Below are 25,264 nucleotides of genomic sequence, written 5' to 3'. Positions count from 1 at the left end.
AGGGCGACATAAAACAAAACTGCTAAAGCGTTCGCCCGACTCCAGTTGGCCGCGGCAACGCAATGAACCAATCTCGGAGTTTATTCAATGGCGAACGACTTTCTTTTTACCTCGGAATCGGTCTCAGAAGGCCACCCCGACAAGGTAGCGGATCAGATTTCCGACGCAATTCTGGACGCTATTTTCACCCAAGACCCCCACAGCCGTGTGGCAGCCGAAACGCTGACCAACACCGGTCTGGTGGTATTGGCGGGTGAAATCACTACCGGCGCCAACGTGGACTACATCCAGGTAGCCCGCGACACCATCAAGCGCATTGGCTACGACAACACTGACTACGGCATTGACTACAAGGGCTGCGCCGTCTTGGTGGCTTACGACAAGCAAAGCCAGGACATCGCCCAAGGCGTGGACAAAGCCAGCGACGACGAGTTGAACATTGGCGCGGGCGACCAGGGCCTGATGTTTGGCTATGCGTGCGACGAGACCCCGGAGCTGATGCCCGCTCCCATCTACTACGCCCACCGCCTGATGGAGCGTCAGGCCCAGCTGCGCAAGGATGGCCGTCTGCCTTTCCTGCGCCCTGACGCCAAGAGCCAGGTGACCATGCGCTATGTGGATGGCAAGCCCCACAGCATTGACACCGTGGTGCTGTCGACCCAGCACAGCCCTGACCAGTCCGAGTCGGCCACCAAAATGAAGGCATCGTTCACCGAAGCCATCATTGAAGAAATCATCAAGCCTGTGCTGCCCAAAGAGTGGCTGCAAGACACCAAGTACCTGATCAACCCCACTGGCCGTTTCGTGGTCGGTGGCCCGCAAGGTGACTGCGGCTTGACAGGTCGCAAGATCATTGTCGACACCTACGGCGGCGCTTGCCCCCACGGTGGTGGCGCCTTCTCCGGCAAGGACCCCAGCAAGGTAGACCGCTCGGCCGCCTACGCGGCACGCTATGTTGCCAAGAACGTGGTGGCTGCCGGTCTGGCGCGCCAGTGCCAGGTGCAGGTGGCCTACGCGATTGGCGTGGCCCGCCCCATGAACATCACGGTGTACACCGAAGGCACCGGCGTTATCCCTGATGCAGAGATCGCCAAGCTGGTGGCTGCGCACTTTGACCTGCGCCCCAAGGGCATCATCGAAATGCTGGACTTGCTGCGCCCCATCTACAGCAAGACGGCGGCATACGGCCACTTTGGCCGTGAAGAGCCCGAGTTCACCTGGGAGCGCACCGACAAGTCCGCCGTGCTGCGTGCGGCTGCCGGCCTGAAGTAATTCAGCGCGCCCGCGCATTCCTGCCCACAAAGCCCGCCTTGTGCGGGCTTTTTCATGTCTGGCAGACATGCACTGCACGCAACAGGCCTACACAGTGAAACATGGCTTGCCGACGCACAGAACGGCCTTGTCAGCCTACGGTGACACCAAGCACCAACACAGGTGCTCAACACATAGAGGAAACGGACATGCTGAAGTACGCCATCATCTTTGCCATCATCTCCCTGATTGCAGGCCTGTTTGGATTCACGGGCATCGCAGCAGGCGCAGCAGGTATTGCCAAAATTTTATTCATCCTGTTCCTGATCCTGGCCGTGGTCTTTGTCGTTTTGGCCGCGCTGGGAGTGGGCGCAGCACGCAAAATCATGAAATAAACAGGCAATCGCTGTTTGCCGTAAAGGCTGCGCAAGCAGCCTTTTTCATGGGCTGTTGCAGTGCAAGCTTCTACACTCGAGGCCATCTCATCCTTGTGCCATTGCCATGACGCTTGCCACCCAGCTGCTACTGATTGATCCACAAAATGATTTTTGTGATCTGCCTGCTGCCTATTGCTGCGGGGATTTACGCCCTTCACTGCCCGTACCCGGTGCCCATGCAGACATGCAGCGTCTTGCTCACTGGCTGCTTCAGTTCAGCACTCGCATCGATCACATCAGCATCACACTGGATTCGCACCAGGCATTTGACGTTGCCCACCCCACGTTCTGGCAGCAAGCAGATGGCAGCGCCGTGGCACCGTTTACCGCTCTGACTGCTGCCCAGGTGCGCCAGGGGGTGTTCCTGCCACGCGAGCCTGTGCACCTTGCACGCGCGCTGGCCTATATGGATGCACTGGAGGCCAGAGGCCGATACACACTCATGGTGTGGCCCGTGCACTGCGAAATTGGCAGTTGGGGCCATGGCGTACATGCCGATGTACTGAAGGCCTGCCAGCAATGGCAGCACCAGAGACAGCGCGCGGTGCTCAACGTCTTCAAAGGCACGAATCCATGGACCGAGCACTACAGCGCTCTAGAAGCCGAAGTGCCCGATCCGCTCGCGCCAGAAACCTGTCTTAACCGCCCTCTTCTTTCCAGCCTGCTGCAAGCGCAGCGCCTGGTGGTAGCGGGAGAGGCCAGCAGCCACTGCGTGCGCGCCACGATGGAGCATTTGCTAGAACACGCACCCGATGATTTTGCCCAGCGCATCGTGCTGCTGACCGATGCCATGAGCCCTGTTCACGGCTTTGATGACCAGCACCATGCTTTCTTGCAACGCATGCACAGTGCGGGTGTGCAGCTTTGCAGCACCGCCGCACTGGCGTTGTAAACAGATTTCTACGGAGCCCCCCCGCATGCCCATCATTGTCAGCCTGCTCGACACTGACCTCTACAAGTTCACCATGTGGCAGGCCATGCTGCACCGCCACCCGCAAACGCAGGCCGAATACCGTTTTGCCTGCCGCAATGCCACGGCCTACCCGCTGGCGTTGCTGGAGGATGAAGTCAACGCAGAGCTGGACCACCTGTGCAGCCTGCGCTTTACCAAGGATGAGCTGGAGTATCTGGCCAGCCTGCGTTACATCAAGAGCGACTTTGTCGATTTTCTGCGCCTGTTCCAGTTTCAGCGCAACTTTGTGCAGGTCAGGACCACCCCGCAAGGCGGCCTGTCGATTGAAGCCCATGGCCCCCAAGTGCATGTGATGGGCTTTGAGATCCATGTGCTGGCCATCATCAATGAGCTGTACTTTCGCCGTCTGCAAACCCCTGACACGCTGGACGAAGGCCGCCATCGCCTGCAGGCCAAAATTGAGCAGTTGCACGCCCTCAAATACGAACCCATCTTGGCCCACCCATTTGAGCTGTCCGACTTCGGCATGCGCCGCCGCTTCTCGGAGCCCTGGCACCGTGAAGTGGTCACCACACTCACCGACAAGGTGCCGCAGTGGTTCAAAGGCACCTCCAGCGTGCTGCTGGCCAAAGAGCTGGGCATCGTGCCCATTGGCACCATGGCGCATGAGTACCTGCAAAGCTTTCAGTCTCTGGGCGTGCGGCTGCGCGACTTTCAAAAAGCTGCACTGGAAGACTGGGTGCAGGAGTACCGGGGCGACCTGGGTATTGCGTTGACCGACACCGTGGGCATGCACGCCTTTTTGCAGGACTTTGACCTGTACTTTGCCAAGTTGTTTGACGGCCTGCGCCACGACTCCGGAGACCCGTTTGACTGGGGAGAACAGGCTTTGGCGCACTACCGCAAGCTGCGCATCAACCCGCACACCAAGCGCCTGGTGTTTTCGGATGGATTGAATCTGGAAAAAGCCCTGGAGCTGTGGCGCTACTTTGCACCGCACATTCAGTTGGGTTTTGGCATTGGCACCAACCTGACCAATGACGTGGGCCTGACGCCCTTGAACATTGTCATGAAGCTGGTGCGCGCCAACGGCCAGCCCGTGGCCAAAATTTCTGACTCACCCGGCAAAACCATGTGCGACGATGAAACCTACCTGGCCTACCTGCGCCAGGTGTTTGACATTGCAGATCCCATCATTTGATTTTTTAAAAATATAGCTGCCAGCGCCTGCCCATCAACAATCTTCAATACAAAACACTATGAAAGTGTTAAAACAACAGCGCCAAGCGCTCACTTTTCGTTATGCCTCTGTCTGACAATGCCCCGCACACCGCCGTTTTGATTGGCCGCTTTCAGCCCTTTCACAACGGTCACCTGGCCTTGCTGCGCCAAGCCCTGCAGACCGCACAGCAAGTGGTGGTGGTACTGGGCAGCGCCTGGCAAGCGCGCAGCCCCAAAAACCCATTTACCTGGCAAGAGCGTGCGCAGCTGGTGCATGCCAGCCTCAGCGCTGAAGAAACCGCGCGCGTGCGCTGCGTGCCGGTGCGTGACTATTACGACGAACCCCGCTGGGTTCAGGCCGTCATTGCCGCCGTGCAAAGCCAGGCACCTGCTGGTGCACGCATTGCCTTGGTGGGCCACTTCAAAGATCTCAGCAGCAACTATCTGGCGCGCTTTCCCAACTGGGCGCTGCTGAGCCTGCCGCGCCAGGGCGCCTTTGACGGAACGCCCACACGTGACATTTACTGGAATCTGGCCGAGCACACCCAAGCCCAGATGTGGACGCAGCTTGACGCCCTGGTACCTGCTGCCGTGGCTACGTGGCTGCGCACGTGGCAAACCATGGCCCATTACACCGCCATGCGTGAAGAATGGCGCATGGTCAGTGGCTACAAGGCGGCATGGTCTGCCGCGCCCTATCCGCCGGTGTTCGTCACAGTCGATGGTTTGCTGGTTTGCAAAGAGCATGTACTGCTCATTCAGCGAGGCCGCGCACCCGGGCAGGGCCTGTGGGCGCTGCCCGGAGGCTTTGTCGAGCCGCACGACACCCTGTGGCAGTCGTGCCTGCGCGAGCTGGATGAAGAAACCGGCCTGCCGCTGACCGCCGCCGACATGCACGCCGCATTGCTGGGCACCGAGGTGTTTGACCACCCCGAGCGCAGCCTGCGCGGGCGCACCATCACCCATGTATTCATGCTTCACCTGCCGCTTGCCGCACTGCCTGCCGTGCAGGCGGGTGACGACGCTGCCGCCGCGCGCTGGGTGCCTGTGGATGACATCGCCGCCTTGGAAAGCCAGATGTTTGAAGACCACTTCCACGTGCTGCGCCGCTGCTTTGAACGCTGGGGCCATGGCCCCATCCCCGCTTTACCTTGATTTTTCCCCAATACCTGATGACTGCCCTGACCATCCGCCCCGCTACCGCCGAAGACACCGATCTGATCTTGTACTTTGTGCGTGAACTGGCCATTTACGAAAAAGCCGAACACGAAGTACTGGCCACCCCTGAGCATGTAAAGCGCACGCTGTTTTGCCAGAACCCCAAGGTCTTTGGACTGATTTGCCTGGATGGTGACATTCCGGTCGGTTTTGCCGTGTACTTTTTCAACTACTCCACCTGGCAAGGCCAGCATGGGCTGTATCTGGAAGACCTGTACATCTCCCCCGAGCAACGCGGCAAAGGCGCGGGCAAGGCCCTGCTGCAACACTTGGCGCGCATTGCTGTGGAGAAAGACTGCGGCCGCTTTGAATGGAGCGTGCTGGACTGGAACACGCCGTCGATCGAGTTCTACGACAGTCTGGACGCCAAGCCACAGTCAGAGTGGATTCGCTACCGCTTGACAGGCGCTCCCCTGCAGGCTTTGGCGGGCGCCGTCCCCACCAGCAAGTAAGCCGCCCAACGCCTGCACGCGGGGCCTTGGGCCTAGGCATGCCATCCCGCGGTGCGTCAAACGCAAAACCGCTGGACGGCGATAGCAGCTACCTCTATAGCTGCTATCGCCGCTACCAGCTCAAGGCAACATCAGCGGATTAAAGCCACTGCGCGCTACGTCCTGGGCTTCCATCTCCGCGTCCAGCGCCAGGCTGGCCAAGTCATCGGCCACCAGTTCGAGCTGGTGATCCGCCTGCAGATAAAAAGCCTTGAGATAGCTGTGGCAGCCGCCACAGCTTTCTGCCTTGATGGGCGCTGCTTCACTCGCCAGACACCAGCACACAGACAACGCAATCCACAAAGTCTGTGCTGCCCCCGCCTTGGGCACGGCGCTGTCTAGCGGCACTTCATCGCCACGCAGCAAAGCCAGCAAACGTCTGCCCACTGGTCACATTAGCGCTGGCTGGCATGGTGCAAAACCACTATCGCTTGCTGCAACAGCGCACTGTGCAAGCTGGGGTGCAGATTCTGTTGCTGTAGCAACTGCGCCAGCACTGCTGGTGTCGGCAGTATCAAGCAGCCGTTGACTGCAAGCGCCTCTTCAGAGTCATGATTTACGCACCGATGGGCGTACAAAGCTCAACCAAGGTGCCATCCGGGCATCGAACATAAGAGACAACCTGCCCCCAGGGTTTTTTGGTCGGCTCTGCAAGCTCCAATGCCCCAGCTTTTATCGCTCGGGCATGTGCCGCTTCAACATCTTCAGTGACCAGCCCAAGCTCCATACCCAGTGGTTTGTCTGACTCTGATGCAGCAACGTAGCCCCCCTGAAAATTGCTGCGACCCAGCTCATGCACGGCAAATGCCAGCGTCGTCTCGCCAGTGGCCAGCTCACCGTATGTTTCCGACTCATGCAGAAATTTCACTGGAAAACCAAAAACGTCAGAGAAAAACTGCAGGGACGCTTTTACGTCAGGAACGTAGGCGATGGTGTAACCAAGCTTCATGGTGCTTCCAAAGTTTGAGTAAATGGTGCATCACCGGTGAAAAATGATGCTCGCAGTTCTTTTGCCTTTTCTGCATACTGCCACAGGTACCCCAGCGGTTCACGCAACCGTCTTAGCCAGTCTTCCCAGGAGTCCCGCCATGTATGAACCAGCTCACTTCAGACTCGACAACCAGATTGCCGTTGTCACAGGTGCGGGGGCCGGCATAGGTCGCGCCATTGCAGAAACCTTTGCAGCAGCGGGGGCCGCAGTAGTGGTCAGTGATCTACATCTGCAAACAGCCACGACGGTGGCCCAAGGCATTCAAGAGCGGGGTGGCCAAGCAATGGCTGTCGCCTGCGATGTCACACGCGAAGAAGATCTGGACAACCTGATCGATCAAACGATCCAGCGCTTTGGTCGATTGACCGCCCTGGTCAGCAACGCTGGCGGCGGTGGTCCCAAACCTTTCAACATGCCCATGCAAGATTTCAGACGAGCCTTCGATCTGAACGTATTTTCTCTTTTCCGGCTCGCTCAGCTTGCGGCCCCGGAGATGGAGAAAACGGGCGGCGGCTCCATGCTGGCCATTACCTCCATGGCCGGTGAAAACAAGAATCGCCGCATGGCCGCCTATGGCGCATCGAAGGCCGCCACCAACCACTTGATTCGAAATATTGCATTTGATGTCGGGCCGATGGGCATCCGGGTCAACGGTATTGCTCCTGGCGCGACCCGCACCGATGCGCTTGAATCCGTTCTCAACGATGACATCCTGAAAACGATGCTCAAGCACACCCCTATTGGTCGCATCGGCGAGCCACAAGACATAGCCAACGCAGCGCTCTTTTTATGCTCGCCTGCTGCCAGCTGGATCAGCGGCCAGATCCTCACCGTCTCTGGCGGCGGGGTTCAGGAACTGGATTAATGGCAGCACCGCCTGCCACCGGCAGTGCGTCATGCATCAACGCATCGCAGGCAGCACATCCATTGCATTGGCAAGCCCTGCGGTGACAAAGCCTGCAACCTACTCTTCACTTAATCAGGCAAGAACCCACCTCATCAAAAGCAACCGACCTTCCTCAGGCAGGTAAGGCTGGCAGCCTTGATGAGTATTTTTCAGCGGTCAATCACACAGCCGCCGTACAACGCAACAGCACCTGTAGCAAGTTCTTCGCGGCGCCAACGCCCATGTTCACGTAGGCATCGTGCGTCACACCACCGATGTGCGGAGACAGGACGAAGCTCTTCTCACCCTGAAATGGGTGGCCTGCTGCCATAGGCTCTACCGCAAAACTGTCTAACCCGGCAGACATCACCTGACCCGAGCGAGCGGCCTCCAGCAGCGCTGCTTCGTCGATCAGGCCACCGCGTGCGGTGTTGACAACGATCACCCCACGCTTGCACTGTGCCAGCGTGGCTGCGTTCAGCATGCCGCGGTTTTCATCGGTCAGGGGACAGTGCAGCGAGATGGCATCGGCATCGCGCCAGATTGTCTCCAGGCTAACGCTGTGCACATAGTCCGGCAAATTTTTGGCAAACGGATCAAAGCCGATCACGCGCATACCCAGCGCATCTGCCATCCTGGCAAAGCGCAGGCCGATGGCGCCCAGGCCCACAAGCCCTATGGTGCGGCCACCCAGCTCCATGCTCTTGTGCGCAGCTTTGTCCCAGTGGCCTGCATGCATGCGCGAATCCAGCGTGACAACAGACTTGGCACACGCCAGCAGCAGCGCCAGAGCCTGCTCGGCCACGGCGGCCGCGTTTGCGCCTACGGCGGCCACCACCTCGATGCCGCGCTCTTTGGCTGCCACTTTATCGATGGTGTCCGTGCCACTGCCGTGCTTGGAGATGACCTTGAGCGAAGGTGCCGCATCCATCATGGGCGCGCTCACTTTGCCGTATCGCACGATGATGGCAACGGGGTCGTACTGCTTGCACAAGGCCACCATATCCTCTTCGGTGGGAGCCTTGCCGGCGTAGATGATCTCGTAGCCAGCAAGCAAGTCCAGCGCCTGCTGCGCCAGATCAGCGCCTGTAACGATGATGGTGTTGCTCACAGTGACTCCCCCTCTTTGAGCACACCAGCGGCACGCAGTGCAGCGGGCAGCCACTTCGATGCGGTGTCGCCGCGGGCGATAGCTTCGATGCGTGCGGCTTCGTCAACCACCTTCTTGTCTGCCAGGGTCATCATGGCCGAGGCCTTTTCGCGCTCGATGACAACCACACCATCGGCATCGCCCACGACCAGATCACCCGGGCTCACGGTGACGCCCCCGGCGGAGATTGGATGGTTGATGCGGCCGGGTACGTACTTGGTGGGGCCAGCCGGATTGAAGCCGGCACTGAACACAGGAAAGCCCAGATCCAGAATTTCCAGCTTGTCACGAATGGCACCGTCCACGATGACGCCAGCCAGGCCAACTTTCTTGCACGCACTGAGCATCAGCGTGCCCATCAGCGCCGCTGTCTGATCGCCTTTGCCATCGATCACCAGCACGTCGCCCGGCTTGGCCAGTGCGATGGCTGCGTGGATCATCAAGTTGTCGCCGGGACGCACTTCTACGGTGAAGGCGGCGCCGGCCACTTTCATGTCCTGGTGCACAGGCGCCACACGGCTGTGCATCGTACCGCGACGACCGGCCACATCGGCCAGTATGGCAGCCTGAAAGGTGCCGGCCTTGGCGACAACGTCGGCGCTAACGCGCTCGATATCGCGAATAACTTCGGGAAGTTGGTTCATGGTGTGACTACAAAAGGGTGAGAGAAACAGAAAGAAGTTCGTGAACTACGGCAACAGCGAAAACAGCCAGCTCACCGGGCCTGAATGCGTCTGTGCTTTTGGCACAGGACCCATTGACCAGATTGATCAGATTGACCTTCTGCAGATCGCCGATATTTTTTGGAGTGGGACGTGGGACCACCACCTACCTGTGCCAGGTTCAGACACTCGGCCAGCGCGCTAAGGGGCTGAGCTTTCAGCACCTGATGGATGCCCTGGCTCAGCCACTGCACAACAAATTCATGCACCCTGCGCCAGGCGCTACCTGGTCTTGCTGCACACCACGGTTGTTAATGCAGCAGCCGGCCAGACACACCTGACCGACACCGTGGCATTGCCCACTGGTAAAGCTAAGCGGTCTTCGTGCATGACGCGGGTGATCCAAGGTATGTAAAGCGCCCTCAGTTCAAGCTGGCACCCGAGTCCTTGACGATCTTGGCCCAGCGAGGCACTTCTGCTTGCATGAGCTTGCCGAAAGCTTCTGCACTGCCTCCCAGAACATCACCGCCTTCCGAACGCAACCTCTCCGCCACATCAGGCTCGGACAGGGCTGAATTAATGGCGCTGTTGAGCTTTTGCACAATGGCCTCTGGTGTCCCTGCGGGAGCCAAAATTCCGAACCAAGTAATGGCTTCAAAGTCTTTGCTGCCTGACTCTGCCATGGTTGGCGTAGCCGGTAATTGGCCTGCGCGCAGTTTGGAAGTGACCATCAATGGATGGAGTTTTTCATTGCGCACTTGGCCAATTAATGAAGGGATTGATCCGACAAAAAGATCAATCTGTCCACCCGACAAATCAGTGATTGCCTGTGCAATACCTTTATATGGAATGTGACGCAGCTTCACGCCTGTTGCTTGCTCTACCTGGGTCACCGCCAAGTGAGCAACCGTGCCGTTTCCTGCATAGCCAACCGTGACGACGTCAGGCTTGGCTCTCGCAACTTTGAAAACTTCAGCAATGGAATTGAATGGTGTGCCAGTACCACTGACCATCAACACCGGCGAGGAAGACACCAACGCGACGGGGGTGAGATCCTTCAGCGGGTCATAGGGAAGTTTCTTGTACAAGGCCGGGTTGATTGCCAAGTTGCTTGTCTGCCCCATCACCAGGGTGTATCCGTCTGGAGCAGCCTTGGCTGCAGCGTCAACCCCCAGGTTTCCACCTGCACCTGGACGGTTGTCCACCACAATGTTCCAGCTGGTCTTTTCTGTGATTTTTTGCGCCACAGAACGCGCAATCATGTCAGTGCCTCCACCTGGAGGAAATGGGACAAGCAGACGAATCGGCTTGACAGGATAGCTGGTCTGCCCATGCGCACTGGCCATTGCGACTGCGAATACGGCCGTGCCCAGCACCAAACTACAAAGGCGCGCCGACATGAAAGATGCTCGTGTCGTGATAGTCATACGTTGTCTCCATATCGTTTATTGATTTCCATCCTGGTCTTACGCCAAGTGGTGCACGACTTTAGAAAAAAGTTTCAAGGGATACAATGATGTTTCGTAGAGCGAAACCAATTGCACCACGAGCAACCCTTCTCATGGCAACTGCTCAGAGCGATGTGAGAGGCGTTGTTGCAGGATTCGCTGCTGGGTGTCGGCGCGGTCTCCCAGTCGCCAGGGGCTACTGACCAAGAGCTGCCACGCCAGTTGAAGACCGTGTGCCAGGTAGTCCTTGTGGCGGTTGCGGTAAAAATGCTCTGCATGCGGTGCCGCATTAGGGCTGCGCTGGGTATCCACCCAGTGGTCACCCAGACACAGCACGCAGGAGGCATTGCCATAGTCGCTAATGGAGGGCTGCTGCCTTGGTCCAGACGCCGGTAGAACTGCCATCACTTACCGGACGCAATTGCAGGTTGTGACTACCACCCATGCAGGGCAGTTCACGGTCATTTCTTGGCTGGTGCATCCAGCTCATTTTTTTGTTAGATGCTTCTGCATTTCCTCGCCCCGGTGTTCATTCCCAAATAAAGAAAGCACCTCCAGCACGCTGGACACAGCGGGGTTCAGATCGGGTTGCACGCGGTGGGCCACAGCCATTGGGCGCATGAGCGTAGGACTGAGGTGGCGTATCTGCACATCAGGGGAGTGCAGCTGGTCTTCCACCTCCTCCAGCGGCAGCAGTGCTGCGCTCTGGCTGGCAGCAGCCAAACTTTTCAGCGCGCCTGGATAAGTCAGCGCCAGAAAAGGGCGCGGCGTATAGCCTGCCTGCGCGAACCATGTGGCGATCAGTCCATGCATTTGCGTGGGCGCTGAAAAAGAGGCCCAGCGCCGCTGCGAAAGCCATTCAGGCGTGACTTTTTCAGGCACCTCCCAGCTCGCGGGCAGCAAGGCGATCAAAGGATCGTTGCGCCAAGGCGTAAGCGCAATCACGGCACTGGACGGCTGAGGGCTGGCCACTATGGCCACATCCAGAGTGCCTGCCGCCAAGCGCTTCATGGACTCTGCAGAGCCTACGGCCTCCAATCGAATTTCAACGCCAGGGCTGCGCTGGCTCAATGCCTCCAGCATGAGTGGCAGCAACCGGGTGCTCACACCTGCAGAGACGCCAACCCGCACAGTGCCTGCGCGGCCTGCGGCATGGCGCTGCACATGCTCCATCAGATCGTCGCAGGCCAAAAGCAGCTTGCGGCCTTCTCGCACCAGCAACTGCCCGGCAGAAGTCAGCTCCGCCTGCCGTCTGCCACGCACCAGCAAGGTGGCATCCATGCGCTGCTCCAGCTCTTTGATATGCAGGCTGACGGTGGGCGCAGCCAGATGCAGCGCTTGTGCTGCCGCTGCAAAAGTGCCGAGATCGGCAATCGCCACCAATGTCTGCAGCTGGTCAAGATTGAGATTGCGCATAAGTCTTACCATCAGATTATCTGAATTGACTATTCATTTAATTCAACTTTACAGATGTTAGCCAGCTCCCGAGCATTGGCAAACATGAAAAGTGATCAAAAAAACACCCCTGGTCAGCCACGCGAAGCCGTAAAGAGCACATGGAAAAACCGTCTGACGCATTGGCTCGAAATAGCCCGCAATGCTCTGGTGCGCGCAGAGAAAAAAATCATCGATAACTTCAGAGTTCCTCCTGGGGGAGGCTAAAACTGTCCGTGGTTGAAGAACCACCTTCGCCTGCCCGTTTCACAATGGCTTGACGGCAGCCTTTGGGTGAGGAACCAGGCCACTGCCCATAACAGCCGGTCGCGGCACCACTACGCTGTCTTGCTTGGTGTGCCCATTGCGTCTTGCGATGCTTTGTCTCTCAGCCACTCCAGCAATATGGCTGCAGGCCCAGCCTGGTGCAGCGGTTGCGAGGAAAATATGCAGTACTGCGACCCATCTTCTACAAAGCCCAAAGGGGCGGTCAGCAAGCCACTTTCAAGGTCATCACGCACCAACAGCCATGGGCCCATCGCGATGCCCAAACCGGCAACGCTTGCTTGCAGGCTGAAGTAAAAGTGTTCAAAGAAAAGACTGTTTTTTTCTGGCAATTCTTGCCCTGCGGCCATCGCCCAGTCTGACCATGCGCTGCGACGCGTATGGGTATGCAGCAAAGGTGCATCAGAGCGCAGCTGTGCGCCCTTGGCATGCACATTCAACCAATCGCCGACTTTGTCTGGACGGCAGACTGGGCCAATTTTTTCAGTAAACAGTGGCTCCACTTCATAGTGGTCAGGCCACTGGAAATCGTTACGGCGTATGGCAAGGTCAATGCCGCTGGCGAAAGAAAACTCCCCGCCGCCTGCCACCAGATGGATATTGACTTGCGGATGCCGCGCCTGAAAGTCTGGCCACCGAGGTATCAGCCAGCGCATAAGCAATGTGGGCTCGCAGGACAGTACCCACCGTTTTTCTTGCCGGGCATTGGCACGCAATTCGTTGACGGCATTGCGGATGAGGCCGAAACCTCCAGCCACGGCTTTCGAAAGCTGACGGCCTGCATCAGTGAGGTATACGCGCCTGCTGCGCCTGTCAAACAGCGCAACCCCGAGGTCATCCTCCAGCAGACGCACAGCACGGCTGACAGCGCCGTGCGTTAAGTGCAGCTCATCCGCAGCACGGCTGAAATTCTCCAGGCGTGCCGCTGCTTCAAAGCAGCGTAGTGCCAGCAGTGAAGGCAGGCGTGCACCCATATTCTGTGAGCTGTGCTCACCATTCATGTCAGAAATCATCGTTATGCACCAGAGCTACAGCCTCATAGCATTGGCTGAATCACCAATACCTCTAATGTATTCCCATGACCGAATGGATAGCTGTTATCACCATCACTTTGCTGACTGTCATCAGCCCTGGCCCCGACTTTGCCATGGTCAGCCGCAACAGTTTGCTGCTGTCAAGGCGCTCAGGTGTACTCACCGCCTTGGGAATTGGACTGGGTGTTCTGGTGCATGTCAGCTATACCCTGCTTGGGGTCGGCCTGCTTATCCAGCAGTCAGCATGGCTGTTCACCACAATCAAACTGCTGGGTGCGCTGTACTTGATTTATCTTGGCCTCAAGATGCTCCGCACGCAAAAGCCCGGAGACTTCGCACACTCAGCATTGGTGCCGGTGTCGGACCTGGAGGCCTTGCGCACAGGGTTTCTGACGAATGCATTGAATCCAAAAACCACCGTGTTCATCGTCAGCCTCTTCATACAGGTGGTGCGGCCAGACACATCGCTAGGCATGCAGGTGAGCTATGGCCTTTTTATTGCAGTGGCACACATTGCATGGTTTGCCATCGTGGCCATGTGTTTTTCGGTGGGCGCCGTACGCGAGCGCCTGCTGGCAGTGCGGCATTGGATTGACCGGGCGTTCGGCGGCCTTCTGGTCTTTTTTGGGGTTCTGCTCGGCATTGCCAGCAGCACTTAGTGTGTGAAGCACGGGAATTTTTAAGCACCCATGGGTGGCCGCCAAACCATTGCAGCGGCTTGGCTGAAAATCTTGCAGCCAGCCCAGAGCAGCCGCCCACAGGCGGCTGTGCACACAGACAACGGCTGTTACACGAAGAACTGCGCAATACAGCAAGCCAGACCGAGCGCCCACAGGGCTGACCGCAGGTTGGCGCGGTCAGCAAGGTACGCCCAGATAAAGCCGATACGCAGGACGATGAAGGCTACCGCGAGCGCATCGACGGTGTGCTGGGCGGCCTGGTGGTTCTGGGCCACCAGAACGCCAGCGATGAACAGCGGCAGGACCTCAAAGCTATTGAGCTGGGCCGCGTGGGCACGCGCCTGCCAGCCCTGAAGGTCAGCCAGCCAGCTTCGTGGATTGTGGTTGTCAAAGCCGCCTTCGCGGCGCGGTTTGCCAAAGCCCTTGGACTTGGCAATACCAGCGCAGACGATGGGAAGCAGGCAGGCAATCAGGATGCAAATTTCTGCGAGAGTCATAAGCGGTGAGGACAGGTTGTGAGTGTGACAAAGGAGTCTGAAAGCGCCGAGCTGACATGGGCTCTGACTGGCTACTGAGAAGCCGAAGCAGGCCCAATACGGGGCGACTGGCGGTCAATTTCAGACATGGATTCAACGGGCGAAGCACCAACGCCTGCCAAGGCATTTTTCATTGCCCGCGCAGGGTTTTAGTCGTCCACCGCCACCATCACGGAAGAGGCCTTGATGACGGCATACGCCTGATCACCTTCTTTGAGCCCGAGAGATGTGGCCGATGTCGATGTGATGGAAGACGTGACCTGAACACCCGGCGCAATCTCTAGCGTCAATTCGGTACTCACGGGGCCTTTCACCATCGATACAACCTTGCCTGGCAGAACATTGCGCGCACTGATTTTCATGGCTACTCCCAGCTGGATAACAAAGGGAGGTTCAGCTTAATGGAATGTCTGGCGCACAGCTACAGGATTAGCCAGCATGGCAATGCGGCATGCAGCCTGCGCCACCTCCATGGTCAGTCCCAGCCTGGTCTGCTGCTCTTTGTGCAAATCCTCCAGCCATCCCTCGGTAAAACCCAACCTGGGTCCCGACAATGGTGAGTGCACCAGCCTGCATGGCAGAAATTTCAGCAGGCGCAGTAAGGCCGCTAACAGCAGCTCCCGTCACTGTACTGCCGGCAAGTCCTGTCAGGCTTTCTTCTCCTGAACCTATCGCCGCCGACCCGATATATGTTGCTGCGCCGCGGGCCGCACCAATTGCCGCACCAATTGCAGCGCCAACAGGGCCAGAGGACCCAGCCACCAGCTCCATATCTCGCGTGGAGAGTCCACGCGCTTTACCTCTGCTTTTTTCTTATCGCGATTTTTTATTACAACAGCTGTGACTTTGCTATGCCGCCAACAACCAATGCAAGCGGGAGCAAAATCAGAATAGGTATTACGCTCTTTCTGTCATAACTGCGCCCTTTCGCATGCAATAGCGCCACATAAACGCCAAACAAGATTGCATAGGCCAGCAAGTCAAGAACCATAGTTAGCCAGAAGTCTGAAAATCCCCCCAACATAAACCTTTCCCCCAAGAATTTAATAGACCACTCTGAGCCGTCTTCTACTTTTAACCTCAAAAACAATCATATACAGACACGCAACTGTCAATAGAAATCACCGTTTTATTCTCTACTCGAGCCATTTCCCCGAAACGGAATAAATAGGCTCCAGCGCCCACTCATAAAGTCGGCGCCTGTTCTGGATGATGCCGGCTTCCAACAGCATGCCTACCTGCAGGCGTTGCGGCGCCCATAGACCGTCAGGCTCTGGGACTCAGGCCCTAGTGTCACGCGCTAGAACAGCTTGCCCCGCACCCGTGAAATCCTGAAGAACGCCGGCGACTTTCGGATACCAGTTCCTGCTGGCGCACCAGATGTGTCTGAGCCAGTGCGGCGCGACGTCCCTGCAACTGAATTTCTTCATTCAGACGAGCCAGCTCTTCATCGATAGCACGCAGCCGATGGTTGAGCATGCGGCGTTGCGCAATGGCTCGGCTGCCGGCCAGCACACGATTGCTCTCCAGCAAGCGCAAGCGCTGCTCCAGCGCGCTTAAGCCGTCTGCATGTTGTTGAGGCGTTGCTGGCGCTTTGCCCAGCGCACGCCTCGCCACACGCTCACCGCAGCCAGTGCCGCCAAGCCAGCACCCACGCTGCACGCGCCTTGCCAGCCTGCCAGGTTCCATGCCCACACACCCAGGGCAGAACCGGCAGATGCACCTGCAAAGTAGCCCGTCATGTAGACCGCATTCATGCGGCTGCGTGCTTCGGGCAGCAGGCTGGCAATGCTCGACTGGTTGGTCACGTTGATGGCTTGCAGGCCCAGATCCATCACCAGCACGCCCACTACAAACCACGCCACACTGGTCTGTCCCCACCACAGCGGCAGCCATGACAGCAGCAGCGCCACAGCCCCGGCTCGCAGCAAGGTGCGGTCTTTGCCTTGATCGGCCCAACTGCCTGCCACATTGGCAATCAGGGCACCTGTGACACCGGCCAGAGCCACCAGGCCAATCTGCATGTCGCTCAGCTGCAAGGGTGCGCTGGACAGCACCAGCGCCATGGTGGCAAACATCACGCTGACCGAGGCAAAGGCCAGTGCGCTGGCCGTGGTGCGCAAGCGCAGCGCAGGCTGGGTGCGCAGCAATGCGCCCATGGAGCGCAGCACCTGCACATACGGCATAGGTTGAGCATGGCGCGAGGTGGGCAGCAAATGGCTTATGGACACCGCCATCAGCACCATGGTGATGGCGGTCACCTGGTACACCAGGTTCCAGCCGCCCAGCGTTGACAGCCCACCTGCCACGCTGCGCGAGAGCAAGATGCCCACCAGCAAGCCGCTCAGTACCAGCCCCACATTGCGCCCCGCATGGCCGGGCGCAGCCAGCGCAGCGGCCATGGGCACCAGCACCTGCGAGGCCACAGAGAACAAGCCTGCAATCAGGGTGCCAGCCATGAACATGGCAAAGCTGCTGGACCAGCCCACCATGGCATGCCCTGCGCCCGCCAGCAGCATCAGCACAACGGCCATGCGACGGCGCTCGAACTTGTCACCCAGCGGCGTGATGAACAGCAGGCCCACGGCATAGGCCACCTGCGCCAGGGTGACCGAAAGGCCCGCAGCGGCATCATCCACCCCGAAATGCAGGGCAATGGAATGCAGCAGCGCCTGGTTGAAGTAATTGCCCCCGGCACACAGCCCGCAGGCGACAGCCATCAAAAGCAAAGCGGGCGCAGCCAATACAGAGGGCTGCGCCAAAGAAGAATCACGGGACATGGCAACACAGTCGAAAAATTGGCCTGCGTGCAGCAGGCCATGGGCGCAGTGGCATGGGCTACTAGCCATGCCTGCGCATCTCCAAAAGAGCGGCGATTGTGCGGTGGTGCAGCCATGGCTGCACGGCACTGCGGGCAAACCTGCAACTGCAGTGGTGCATCTTGCACCAGCACAACACGCAGGCTGGCCGTATGCTTGCGGTCTATGAAAGCACACAGACTCTGGCTTGCCAGCGCAGCCCTGCTGCTCGGTTGCGGTTACGCCGCAGCCAACTCCGAGACGATTGGCTCGGTCGATACGGTGTTCAAGTTCATCGGGCCTGATCACAAGATTGTGGTGGATGCTTATGACGACCCCAAGGTCTCTGGCGTGACCTGCTACGTCTCACGCGCCAAGACTGGCGGCATCAAAGGCGGTCTGGGTCTGGCGGAAGACCGCTCAGAGGCGTCCATCAGCTGTCAGGCCACTGGCCCCATTGGTTTTGCCGCCCCCATCAAGCAGCAGGAAGAAGTGTTTACCGAGCGCACATCCCTGCTGTTCAAGCGCCTGCGCGTGGTGCGCATGGTGGACACCACGCGCAACACGCTGGTGTACATGACGTATTCCGACCGCGTGATTGAAGGCTCGCCCCAAAACAGCGTGGCCGCTGTGCCTGTGCCGCGCAGCACACCCATTCCAGTCAAGTAAAAAAGAGAGCTATTAGCGCTTATCAGCACTTGTTTTCAGATATATAACTATCTGAAAACCTTATAAACAAAGCGCTAGCAGCTCTTTTTTAAGAATCATTCTGAACTTGCAACTACACCTGTGCATGCGCCATACAGGCATCAAGAAATGCCTGCAACGCAGGCGATGCATGTTTGCCCGTGCGCTGCACGATGGAAAAGTACCGCTCCATCTTGGGCAGCGATGTGGGCAACACTACCAAGCTGCCGTCATCCAGCATGGACTGCACCAGCACCCGTGGCAGGCAGCTGATGCCCAGCGCCTGCACCACACAGCGTGCAATGGCTTCAGAGCTGCCCAGCGTGGCCGTGGCCTGCAGCTGCTGCAAGCGTGGCAGCAAGGCATGCTCCACCATCTCCCGCGTGCCTGAGCCCTCTTCGCGCAGCAACCAGCGCGCCTGGCGCAGCACTCCCACCCCCACAGGCTTGCTCTGCGCCGCATGCACCAGCGCATCACTGGGGGCAGCCACAATCACCAGCTCATCCTTGATCCAGGGTTGCACCTGCAGCCCACTCCAGTGGCTGCTGCCTTCAATCAGGCCAATGTCTGCCTCCAGCAACTCCACGGCCTGTGCCACCTTGCGTGTGTTGCTGATGCGCACGTCCACGCTGATGTGCGGGTGGCTGCGGGCCAGCGCCGCCAGCACAGGGGGCAATACATAGCTGCCCACCGTGGTACTGGCTGCCACACGCAGGCGCACTGGCAAGCCAGCGCCGCCATTGCCCAGTGCCTGCTCCAGGCTGCGGGCCTGCTCCAGCAAAGACAGCGCCTGTGGCAGCAAGGCACGCCCTGCATCGTTGAGCACCAGATTGCGGCCCACGCGCTCAAACAGCAAGATATTTAAAGCGCCTTCGAGCTGCTGCAAAGCCGCACTGGTGGCCGATTGCGACAGGCCCACCGCATCAGCAGCCGCCACGGTGGAGCCACTTTGCGCAACAGCGCAGAAGATTTCAAGTTGTCGCAGCGTCAGGTGCAGCATGGCAATCCCGTGATTCATCTACCCATAAAGCAGGTAGTTTTTACTCAAACTATTCGTTATACAAATATAACCAGCTTATCTAAAGTGCATGCATCCGGACAAGGCATTACCGCTTCGGATGGCATATGAACACTTTCACTTTTTCTGATTTTCTCTTTCATCCCGCCGAATGGCTGCGCCGCATAGGGCCCGGTCTGGGGCTCAGCGCAGCCGTTGCCGTTGTGGCTGTGGCCCTGTCCGAGCACCCCTGGTTTGCCGCACATGGTCTGGGTGCACTCACACTGGCCATCGTGCTGGGCTTGCTGATTGGCAACACCATTTACCCGCGCATGGCCAGCGTTGCCACGCCTGGTGTGGCGCTGGGCAAGCAGCAACTGCTGCGCGCAGGCATCGTGCTTTACGGTTTGCGCCTAACTTTTCAGGACATTGCCTCGGTTGGCTGGAGTGGCGTGGTGATGGATGCGCTGGTGCTGTGCAGCACCTTTGGCCTGGCCTGCCTTGTGGGCCAGCGCGTACTGGGAATGGACAGGCGCACCACGCTGCTGGTGGGTGCAGGCAGCTCGATTTGCGGCGCTGCCGCCGTGCTGGCCACCGCCCCCGTTGCCAAAGCCCGCGCACAGGATGTGTCAGTGGCAATTGCCACCGTCGTGGTGTTTGGCACAGTGGCCACCTTCTTGTACCCCGCCTTGTTCCAGTGGAACGCCAGCCATGGCTGGCTGCAGGCCGATGCACAAAACTACGGGCTGTACGTTGGGGCCACCGTGCATGAAGTGGCACAGGTGGTGGCGGCAGGGGCCGCTGTCAGCCCGCAAGCGGCAGACACCGCTGTGATTGCCAAGATGGTGCGCGTGATGATGCTCGCCCCCTTCTTGCTGCTGCTGTCGTGGTGGCTGGCCCGCGATGAAGCCGCCCAGGGCGGCAGCACCAGCAGCGCGGGCAAGGTCACGATTCCGTGGTTTGCGCTGGGCTTTGTGGTGATGGCCGGGATTCACTCGCTGGGCATCCTGCCTGCCAGTCTGGTCAAGCTGGGTGTGCAGCTGGACAACCTGCTGCTGGCCATTGCGATGGCCGCTCTGGGCCTGACCACCCATGTGCACGCAGTGCGTGCTGCAGGCGTCAAACCTTTGCTGCTGGCAGCCCTCTTGTTTGCATGGCTGCTGGGTGCAGGCCTGCTCCTGGCGCACTGGCTGGGCTAGTGGGTGATTGGGTGAAGCGCTTCTAACCCAATAAAAAGGCAACCCTGAGGTTGCCTTTTTATTGGGACGCTGCGCGCCCGGTGTTCAGATTTTTTCCAGTCTGGGTTTGCCACGCAATGCGGCATTGAGCTGGTCCACGACAATGGCCCAGTCGTCATCCAGCCGGATCTCTTCCTTGAGCATCTGCGCCTGCTGTGGCGACCAAAATGGTGCTTCGTGCAGCAGTACGTCATCGGCCAAAGGCGCGTGCTGGCGGATGAACTGCGCAATGCTGGCTTCATCATTGGGCAGCCCCAGTTGGGCAAACAGTTCGGTAAAGCCGGGTTGGGTTTCGCCGGGGATTAAAGTCATTCGTGTCCTCCATGTTGTGATTGAAAAAGGCTTTGCGCATGTGCGCAGTGCAAGCACACGGTTGATGCCTTGATAGTGCCGCAAGCTGCGGCCATGCGCTGTAGGACTTGCCAGTCAGCGCACTTGCGTGCAACAGCTTGAAAAGAACTTTTCATTTGCCAGCCCCCATGCCAGCCACTGGACTACAGCGCCCCACGCCCGATGCAGTCACACTGCAGCCTGAAAGGAGGCCGCCATGCCCCAGCATAAGCCCAGCGCCACACAGGCAGAACCCCACATTGATACGACCCGCAAGCAGCGCCCCACTGACGCAGGCGCACAAGGCAAGCTGCCCCACGAGCGAGATCAGTCCGTGAACATGACGGACCAGCAGCCGGCCCCTGAGATGCAGCAAGCCCACCGTGATGTGAAGAAAGGCCTGGTCAACACCGATGAGCGCGCCAGCGATGGCAGGCCGCTGGGTGACGATGTACCAGCCCCCTGACCCTGATCCGAATGCTTTAACCCAATTAAAAAGGCCGCAGCTGCGGCCTTTTTTCTGTCAGCGTACTGGGTGTCTTAGACCATCGCAATCGAGACAGCCTTGGGGATCAGGTAGGCCTCCAGTGCCTCCATGCCGCCTTCCGAGCCATAGCCCGAATCCTTGACACCGCCAAAAGGCATTTCGGCAGAGGCCACGGCAGGCTGGTTGATCCACAGCATGCCGGTCTCCACCTGCTGGGTCAGCAGGTGCGCGTTCTTGAGCGATGCGGTGAACGCATAGGCGGCCAGGCCATACGGCAGGCGGTTGGCTTCGGCAATGGCTTCGTCCAGCTTGTCAAAGCTGCGCATGGCAATCATGGGGCCGAAGGGCTCGTTGTTGAACACATCGGCATCCAGCGGCACATCGGCCAAGATAGTGGGCGCGTAAAAGTTGCCTGCATCGCCCAGCGTCTGGCCGCCCATCAACAGCTTGGCACCCTTGGCCTGCGCGTTGGCAACCAGCGACTGCATGGCGGTGACGCGGCGAGGATTGGCCAGCGGGCCCATCTTGGTATCGGCATCCAGCCCATTGCCGACTTTGATGGATGCAAAGTAAGCCACCACCTGCTCGGCAAACTGCTTTTCCAGGCTCTTGTGCACCAGAAAGCGGGTGGGCGAAATGCACACCTGGCCTGCATTGCGCAGCTTGGCGGCACCAGCGGCTTTCACGGCCAGTTCCACATCGGCGTCTTCGGCAATGATCACCGGCGCGTGGCCACCCAGCTCCATGGTGCTGCGCTTCATGTGCGCGCCCGCCATGGCCGCCAGTTGCTTGCCAACAGGCGTAGAGCCGGTGAAGGTGATCTTGCGGATCACGGGATGGGGGATCAGGTAGCTGGAGATTTCGTGCGGGTCGCCATAGACCAGACCAATCACGCCAGCGGGCACGCCCGCATCGACAAAGCACTGAAACAGCGCAGCGGGTGAAGCCGGGGTTTCTTCTGGCGCTTTGCACAGGAAAGAGCAGCCCGTGGCCAGCGCAGCGCTGATCTTGCGCACGATCTGGTTGACGGGAAAGTTCCACGGCGTAAAGGCCGCCACGGGGCCCACGGGCTCCTTGATCACCAGTTGCTGCACATCGCCGCGGCGTGCAGGCACGATGCGGCCATACAGGCGCAGGGCCTCGTCGGCAAACCATTCAATGATGCCCACGCCCGCCAGCACTTCGCCCTTGGCCTCGGCCAGTGGCTTGCCCTGCTCTTGTGTCAGCAGCGCGGCAATATCGTCGGCACGTTCTTTGAGCAGCGCTGCTGCCTTGCGCATGGTGGCCTGGCGCTCATGGGCGCTGGTGTTCTTCCAGATGGCAAAGCCCTTTTCAGCAGCGGCCAGCGCGCGGTCCAGGTCTTCGATGCCTGCATGCGCCAGTTGCCCAATCACTGCGCCCGTGGCCGGGTTGTGCACGGCAATGGTCTTGCCGCTGGCCGCTGGCTGCCATTGACCGTTGATGAGCAATTGGGTGTCAGGATAAGAATGGGACATGGAATGTTCTCAGCTGAAAAATGAAGAAGGCCGTCCAGAGACAACGCGGTGCAAAGAAGGTTTTAATAGCTGCTATCGCTTACCAGTTAATGTTTTCAGATACAAAAGTATTTGAAAACGTTTACAGGCAAGCGTTGAGCGCTTCTTTTTTAAAGAGGCCCTGAGCGCTAGCGCCCGAGCCGCCGCAGTTCAAGCATTGTAGAAAGCCGGATGAACGGCTCAATACATAGAAGCACTAGCGCCAGCGTTGATTTGCGATGGCTTGAAACGCGCAGCCAGCGCATCGGCCCCTGCGCGCAGCAGCAGCATGTCCATGCCCACAGCCACAAACAGCGCGCCCTGGTGCAAGCAGCTTTGCACGCGCTCGGGGCTGGTCACCAAAATACCCGGCGCTTTGCCGCAGCTGCGCACGCGGTGCAAGGCGTCGTCGATGATGGCCGTCATGTCCGGGTGCGTGGAATGCCCTGCGTAGCCCAGGCTGGCCGACAGATCTGCCGGGCCAATGAATACGCCATCGACCCCCTCCACGCTGGCAATTTCTTCCAGATTCACCAGCGCATCGCGCGTTTCCACCTGCACCAGCAGACAAATTTCATGGGCCGCCTTGGCCACATACTCGCTGTCACGTCCAAAGTTAGAGGCGCGCATGCTGCCCCCCATGCCGCGTACCCCTTGCGGTGCGTAGCGCACAGCGTCGACCGCAGCCCGGGCTTCATCGGCGTTTTGCACAAAAGGCAGCAGCAGCGTTTGCGCCCCAATGTCCAGATAGCGCTTGATCAGCACTTTGTCATTCCACGCTGGCCGCACCACCGCCTGTGTAGGTGCGCATCCTGCGCGCACCTGCGCCGCCGCCACGCCCTGCAGTTGCTGCACCATCTGCGGAACATCAGTGGGCGTGTGCTCGGTGTCCAGCAGCAGCCAGTCAAAGCCACTGCCTGCAACCAGCTCACTCACATAAGGCGAAGGCAGTGTGGACCACAGACCAATTTGTGGCTGGCCTGCTTTAAGGGCACGTTTGAAAAGATTGGGCGTTGGCATGGAGGCACTCCAGAGAAAAAACGACTGCGCTGGAACATAACAAATGCGCAGCGCAGCCGAAACCATTCACAGTCGCCCACGCAGCATATGGCATGCCCAAGCGGCCACGGCAGGCCCTGGGCACCGCCGTCAGTTACGCATCAGTCAATGTGAGCACCCGAGGCATCCACCACCTTTTTCCAGTGCGCCAGCTCAGCGGGCAAGCTGGCGGCAAAACTGGCGGGGCTCGATTGCACAGGCTCAGCGCCCAGTGTTTTGAGGCGCTCTTGCATCGCCGGGGTGGCCAGCACCTGAGTGATGGCCTTGTACACCTTGTCCACCACCGGCTGGGGTGTGCCAGCCGGGGCCAGCAAGCCGTACCACGATGTGACCGCCAGCTCCTTGAGCACTGCAACCTCAGGGGCCAGCGGCGTGGGCTTGTCAGAGGCCACGCCCAGCACGCGCAGCTTGCCGCTGGTCACAAAGGGCATTACACCGGGAAAGCTGCCAAACGTTACGGGCAACTGGCCCGCCACCACATCGGTGGCCGCAGCGGCTGCGCCCTTGTAAGGCACATGCAGCAAGTCCACACCGCGCTGCTTTTTCAGCATCTCTCCCAGCAAGTGGTTGAGCGTGCCATTGCCTGCCGATGCATATTCAACCTTGCCGGGGTGGGCTTTGGCATAGGCCACCAGCTCGTCCAACGTCTTGGCCGGAAAGTTCGGGTTCACCACCAGCAGGTAAGGCGCTACAGCCAGCTGCATCACCGGCGTGAAGTCCTTGATCGGGTCAAACGGCACCCTGGAATACAGCGCCGGGTTGATGGTGTATGCGCTTTGTGCCGTCACCAAAAACGTATAGCCATCGGCAGCACTGCGGGCCACCTGGCTGGTGCCCACATTGCCGTTGGCACCGGGGCGGTTTTCCACAATCACGGGCTGCCCCAGCGAGGTGCCCAGACTTTGCGCCACCGCGCGCGCAATCACATCGTTGGCACCGCCGGGGTTTTGCGGCACGACAAAGGTGATGGGCTTGGTGGGCCAGGTGGCCGGTTGTGCCCACGCCAATGGGGCAAGTCCACCCAGAGCCAAAAGGGCGAAAACAGATCTGCGCAGTAAGGGTTTCATAGTCATTTGAGTACGTAGCTGGCCAGCACCGACTGCACTTCGTAGATGCTCAGTTTTTTGTTGAATTGCTTTTGCACGGGTGCCGCCGTGCCGGAAATCCAGATCTTCAACTCCGCATCCAGATCGAAGGTGCCGCCCGTCTCCACACTGAAGTGGGTAATGCTTTTGTACGGCAGCGAGTGATATTCCACCTTGCTGCCGGTGATGCCCTGCTTGTCCACCAGCACCAGCCGCTTGTCTGTAAAGACGAAGTAGTCACGAATCAGCTGGTAGACGTGCTCTACCTTCTCGCCCGGAGCCAGAATTTGCGTAAATTCCGTTTCAAACTTGGCCGCATCCACCTTGGATGCGTTGCCCAGCATGCCATCTAGCAATCCCATTGCAATCCCCTCGCTGCGTGTTGTGACGCGCCAATTTTAGGCAGTGCGAGCAAGAGCGTTGTCACAAAGC

The 25,264-nt window shown here is 58.9% G+C and carries 31 protein-coding genes; 12 read left to right on the top strand and 19 right to left on the bottom strand.

The genetic code is table 11. The features are described 5' to 3' along the window. The first annotated feature begins 87 nt into the window (after nucleotides 1-87). From metK to H9646_RS07005, 6 genes are all read left to right on the top strand, one after another. Entirely contained in the window at nucleotides 88-1,272 is a 1,185-nt protein-coding gene (gene metK / locus H9646_RS07030; RefSeq protein ID WP_191722631.1) for a methionine adenosyltransferase, read from the top strand. A 188-nt stretch (nucleotides 1,273-1,460) separates the two neighbouring features. Then, the gene (locus tag H9646_RS07025) at nucleotides 1,461-1,646 is read left to right on the top strand and encodes a DUF1328 domain-containing protein (RefSeq protein ID WP_191722630.1); all 186 of its coding nucleotides are present in this window, start codon (nucleotides 1,461-1,463) and stop codon (nucleotides 1,644-1,646) included. Nucleotides 1,647-1,752: 106 nt separating this feature from the next. Next, a complete protein-coding gene (locus H9646_RS07020; protein ID WP_191722629.1) occupies nucleotides 1,753-2,580 on the top strand; it encodes a cysteine hydrolase family protein in 828 nt (275 codons plus the stop codon). A 25-nt stretch (nucleotides 2,581-2,605) separates the two neighbouring features. Beyond that, nucleotides 2,606-3,802, top strand: coding sequence for a nicotinate phosphoribosyltransferase (gene pncB / locus H9646_RS07015; protein ID WP_191722628.1), 1,197 nt, complete (start codon nucleotides 2,606-2,608; stop codon nucleotides 3,800-3,802). Nucleotides 3,803-3,903: 101 nt separating this feature from the next. Then, nucleotides 3,904-4,977 (top strand): bifunctional nicotinamide-nucleotide adenylyltransferase/Nudix hydroxylase, encoded by a 1,074-nt coding sequence (locus H9646_RS07010; RefSeq protein ID WP_191722627.1) that lies wholly within the window; start codon nucleotides 3,904-3,906, stop codon nucleotides 4,975-4,977. Between the two features lie 17 nt (nucleotides 4,978-4,994). Then, nucleotides 4,995-5,492, top strand: a complete 498-nt coding sequence (locus H9646_RS07005; protein WP_191722626.1) for a GNAT family N-acetyltransferase — start codon at nucleotides 4,995-4,997, stop codon at nucleotides 5,490-5,492. A gap of 120 nt (nucleotides 5,493-5,612) precedes the next feature. Here the strand turns inward: H9646_RS07005 and H9646_RS07000 are convergent, their stop codons facing one another. Further along, entirely contained in the window at nucleotides 5,613-5,918 is a 306-nt protein-coding gene (locus H9646_RS07000; protein ID WP_191722625.1) for a formate dehydrogenase accessory protein FdhE domain-containing protein, read from the bottom strand. Nucleotides 5,919-6,087: 169 nt separating this feature from the next. Then, nucleotides 6,088-6,480: a VOC family protein gene (locus tag H9646_RS06995; protein ID WP_191722624.1), complete on the bottom strand. Its 393-nt coding sequence runs from the start codon at nucleotides 6,478-6,480 to the stop codon at nucleotides 6,088-6,090. 139 nt (nucleotides 6,481-6,619) lie between these two features. Here H9646_RS06995 and hdhA point away from each other — a divergent pair, with 139 nt between their 5' ends. Beyond that, entirely contained in the window at nucleotides 6,620-7,387 is a 768-nt protein-coding gene (gene hdhA, locus H9646_RS06990; protein WP_191722623.1) for a 7-alpha-hydroxysteroid dehydrogenase, read from the top strand. Between the two features lie 202 nt (nucleotides 7,388-7,589). Here hdhA and H9646_RS06985 read toward each other — a convergent pair whose 3' ends face one another. The 5 genes from H9646_RS06985 to H9646_RS06965 form a co-directional block, all read right to left on the bottom strand. Continuing rightward, the gene (locus H9646_RS06985) at nucleotides 7,590-8,519 is read right to left on the bottom strand and encodes an NAD(P)-dependent oxidoreductase (RefSeq protein ID WP_191722622.1); all 930 of its coding nucleotides are present in this window, start codon (nucleotides 8,517-8,519) and stop codon (nucleotides 7,590-7,592) included. Beyond that, nucleotides 8,516-9,202, bottom strand: coding sequence for an RraA family protein (locus tag H9646_RS06980; protein ID WP_191722621.1), 687 nt, complete (start codon nucleotides 9,200-9,202; stop codon nucleotides 8,516-8,518). The genes H9646_RS06985 and H9646_RS06980 overlap by 4 nt, the downstream gene beginning before the upstream one ends. A gap of 440 nt (nucleotides 9,203-9,642) precedes the next feature. Further along, nucleotides 9,643-10,647, bottom strand: coding sequence for a Bug family tripartite tricarboxylate transporter substrate binding protein (locus H9646_RS06975; RefSeq protein WP_191722620.1), 1,005 nt, complete (start codon nucleotides 10,645-10,647; stop codon nucleotides 9,643-9,645). A 132-nt stretch (nucleotides 10,648-10,779) separates the two neighbouring features. Continuing rightward, the gene (locus H9646_RS06970; RefSeq protein WP_191722619.1) at nucleotides 10,780-11,073 is read right to left on the bottom strand and encodes a hypothetical protein; all 294 of its coding nucleotides are present in this window, start codon (nucleotides 11,071-11,073) and stop codon (nucleotides 10,780-10,782) included. An 81-nt stretch (nucleotides 11,074-11,154) separates the two neighbouring features. Beyond that, nucleotides 11,155-12,084, bottom strand: a complete 930-nt coding sequence (locus H9646_RS06965) for a LysR family transcriptional regulator (RefSeq protein ID WP_191722618.1) — start codon at nucleotides 12,082-12,084, stop codon at nucleotides 11,155-11,157. Nucleotides 12,085-12,168: 84 nt separating this feature from the next. On the opposite strand from H9646_RS06965, the gene H9646_RS18405 reads away from it, so the two are divergent. After that, on the top strand, nucleotides 12,169-12,330 hold the full coding sequence (locus tag H9646_RS18405; RefSeq protein ID WP_225214030.1) for a hypothetical protein: 162 nt from the start codon (nucleotides 12,169-12,171) through the stop codon (nucleotides 12,328-12,330). A gap of 110 nt (nucleotides 12,331-12,440) precedes the next feature. On the opposite strand, the gene H9646_RS06960 is transcribed toward H9646_RS18405, so the two are convergent. Then, on the bottom strand, nucleotides 12,441-13,400 hold the full coding sequence (locus H9646_RS06960) for a LysR family transcriptional regulator (protein ID WP_191722617.1): 960 nt from the start codon (nucleotides 13,398-13,400) through the stop codon (nucleotides 12,441-12,443). Nucleotides 13,401-13,465: 65 nt separating this feature from the next. Here H9646_RS06960 and H9646_RS06955 point away from each other — a divergent pair, with 65 nt between their 5' ends. Continuing rightward, entirely contained in the window at nucleotides 13,466-14,080 is a 615-nt protein-coding gene (locus tag H9646_RS06955) for a LysE family translocator (RefSeq protein ID WP_191722616.1), read from the top strand. Nucleotides 14,081-14,208: 128 nt separating this feature from the next. Here H9646_RS06955 and H9646_RS06950 read toward each other — a convergent pair whose 3' ends face one another. The 5 genes from H9646_RS06950 to H9646_RS06930 form a co-directional block, all read right to left on the bottom strand. Next, a complete protein-coding gene (locus H9646_RS06950) occupies nucleotides 14,209-14,598 on the bottom strand; it encodes an MAPEG family protein (protein ID WP_191722615.1) in 390 nt (129 codons plus the stop codon). A 188-nt stretch (nucleotides 14,599-14,786) separates the two neighbouring features. After that, nucleotides 14,787-14,999, bottom strand: coding sequence for a TOBE domain-containing protein (locus tag H9646_RS06945; protein ID WP_191722614.1), 213 nt, complete (start codon nucleotides 14,997-14,999; stop codon nucleotides 14,787-14,789). Between the two features lie 36 nt (nucleotides 15,000-15,035). Continuing rightward, on the bottom strand, nucleotides 15,036-15,203 hold the full coding sequence (locus H9646_RS06940; RefSeq protein WP_191722613.1) for a hypothetical protein: 168 nt from the start codon (nucleotides 15,201-15,203) through the stop codon (nucleotides 15,036-15,038). Nucleotides 15,204-15,930: 727 nt separating this feature from the next. Continuing rightward, on the bottom strand, nucleotides 15,931-16,176 hold the full coding sequence (locus tag H9646_RS06935) for a hypothetical protein (protein WP_191722612.1): 246 nt from the start codon (nucleotides 16,174-16,176) through the stop codon (nucleotides 15,931-15,933). A 17-nt stretch (nucleotides 16,177-16,193) separates the two neighbouring features. Continuing rightward, nucleotides 16,194-17,417 (bottom strand): MFS transporter, encoded by a 1,224-nt coding sequence (locus tag H9646_RS06930; protein WP_191722611.1) that lies wholly within the window; start codon nucleotides 17,415-17,417, stop codon nucleotides 16,194-16,196. Nucleotides 17,418-17,621: 204 nt separating this feature from the next. Here H9646_RS06930 and H9646_RS06925 point away from each other — a divergent pair, with 204 nt between their 5' ends. Further along, nucleotides 17,622-18,104 carry a CreA family protein gene (locus tag H9646_RS06925; protein WP_191722610.1) on the top strand — a complete coding sequence of 161 codons (483 nt, stop codon included), beginning with the start codon at nucleotides 17,622-17,624 and terminating at the stop codon, nucleotides 18,102-18,104. Nucleotides 18,105-18,216: 112 nt separating this feature from the next. Here the strand turns inward: H9646_RS06925 and H9646_RS06920 are convergent, their stop codons facing one another. Next, entirely contained in the window at nucleotides 18,217-19,122 is a 906-nt protein-coding gene (locus H9646_RS06920) for a LysR family transcriptional regulator (RefSeq protein WP_191722788.1), read from the bottom strand. 125 nt (nucleotides 19,123-19,247) lie between these two features. Between H9646_RS06920 and H9646_RS06915 the strand changes: the two genes are divergently transcribed. After that, nucleotides 19,248-20,318, top strand: a complete 1,071-nt coding sequence (locus tag H9646_RS06915; protein ID WP_191722609.1) for a YeiH family protein — start codon at nucleotides 19,248-19,250, stop codon at nucleotides 20,316-20,318. A gap of 84 nt (nucleotides 20,319-20,402) precedes the next feature. Here H9646_RS06915 and H9646_RS06910 read toward each other — a convergent pair whose 3' ends face one another. Continuing rightward, on the bottom strand, nucleotides 20,403-20,669 hold the full coding sequence (locus H9646_RS06910; protein ID WP_191722608.1) for a DUF2789 domain-containing protein: 267 nt from the start codon (nucleotides 20,667-20,669) through the stop codon (nucleotides 20,403-20,405). A gap of 235 nt (nucleotides 20,670-20,904) precedes the next feature. On the opposite strand from H9646_RS06910, the gene H9646_RS06905 reads away from it, so the two are divergent. Further along, nucleotides 20,905-21,153, top strand: coding sequence for a hypothetical protein (locus tag H9646_RS06905; protein ID WP_191722607.1), 249 nt, complete (start codon nucleotides 20,905-20,907; stop codon nucleotides 21,151-21,153). Nucleotides 21,154-21,227: 74 nt separating this feature from the next. On the opposite strand, the gene H9646_RS06900 is transcribed toward H9646_RS06905, so the two are convergent. The 4 genes from H9646_RS06900 to H9646_RS06885 form a co-directional block, all read right to left on the bottom strand. Beyond that, the gene (locus tag H9646_RS06900; RefSeq protein ID WP_191722606.1) at nucleotides 21,228-22,670 is read right to left on the bottom strand and encodes an NAD-dependent succinate-semialdehyde dehydrogenase; all 1,443 of its coding nucleotides are present in this window, start codon (nucleotides 22,668-22,670) and stop codon (nucleotides 21,228-21,230) included. A 219-nt stretch (nucleotides 22,671-22,889) separates the two neighbouring features. Next, nucleotides 22,890-23,708 carry an aldolase/citrate lyase family protein gene (locus H9646_RS06895; RefSeq protein ID WP_191722605.1) on the bottom strand — a complete coding sequence of 273 codons (819 nt, stop codon included), beginning with the start codon at nucleotides 23,706-23,708 and terminating at the stop codon, nucleotides 22,890-22,892. A 140-nt stretch (nucleotides 23,709-23,848) separates the two neighbouring features. Beyond that, complete coding sequence (locus tag H9646_RS06890; protein WP_191722787.1) at nucleotides 23,849-24,814, bottom strand: Bug family tripartite tricarboxylate transporter substrate binding protein; 966 nt, start codon at nucleotides 24,812-24,814, stop codon at nucleotides 23,849-23,851. 2 nt (nucleotides 24,815-24,816) lie between these two features. Next, on the bottom strand, nucleotides 24,817-25,194 hold the full coding sequence (locus H9646_RS06885) for a PH domain-containing protein (RefSeq protein WP_191722604.1): 378 nt from the start codon (nucleotides 25,192-25,194) through the stop codon (nucleotides 24,817-24,819). Nucleotides 25,195-25,264 lie beyond the last annotated feature (70 nt).

This window comes from Comamonas avium, from assembly GCF_014836675.1.
Lineage (GTDB): Bacteria > Pseudomonadota > Gammaproteobacteria > Burkholderiales > Burkholderiaceae_C > Comamonas > Comamonas avium.
The sequence above is the reverse complement of the archived record's forward strand: the minus strand, read 5'-3'. Positions and strand labels throughout refer to the sequence as shown.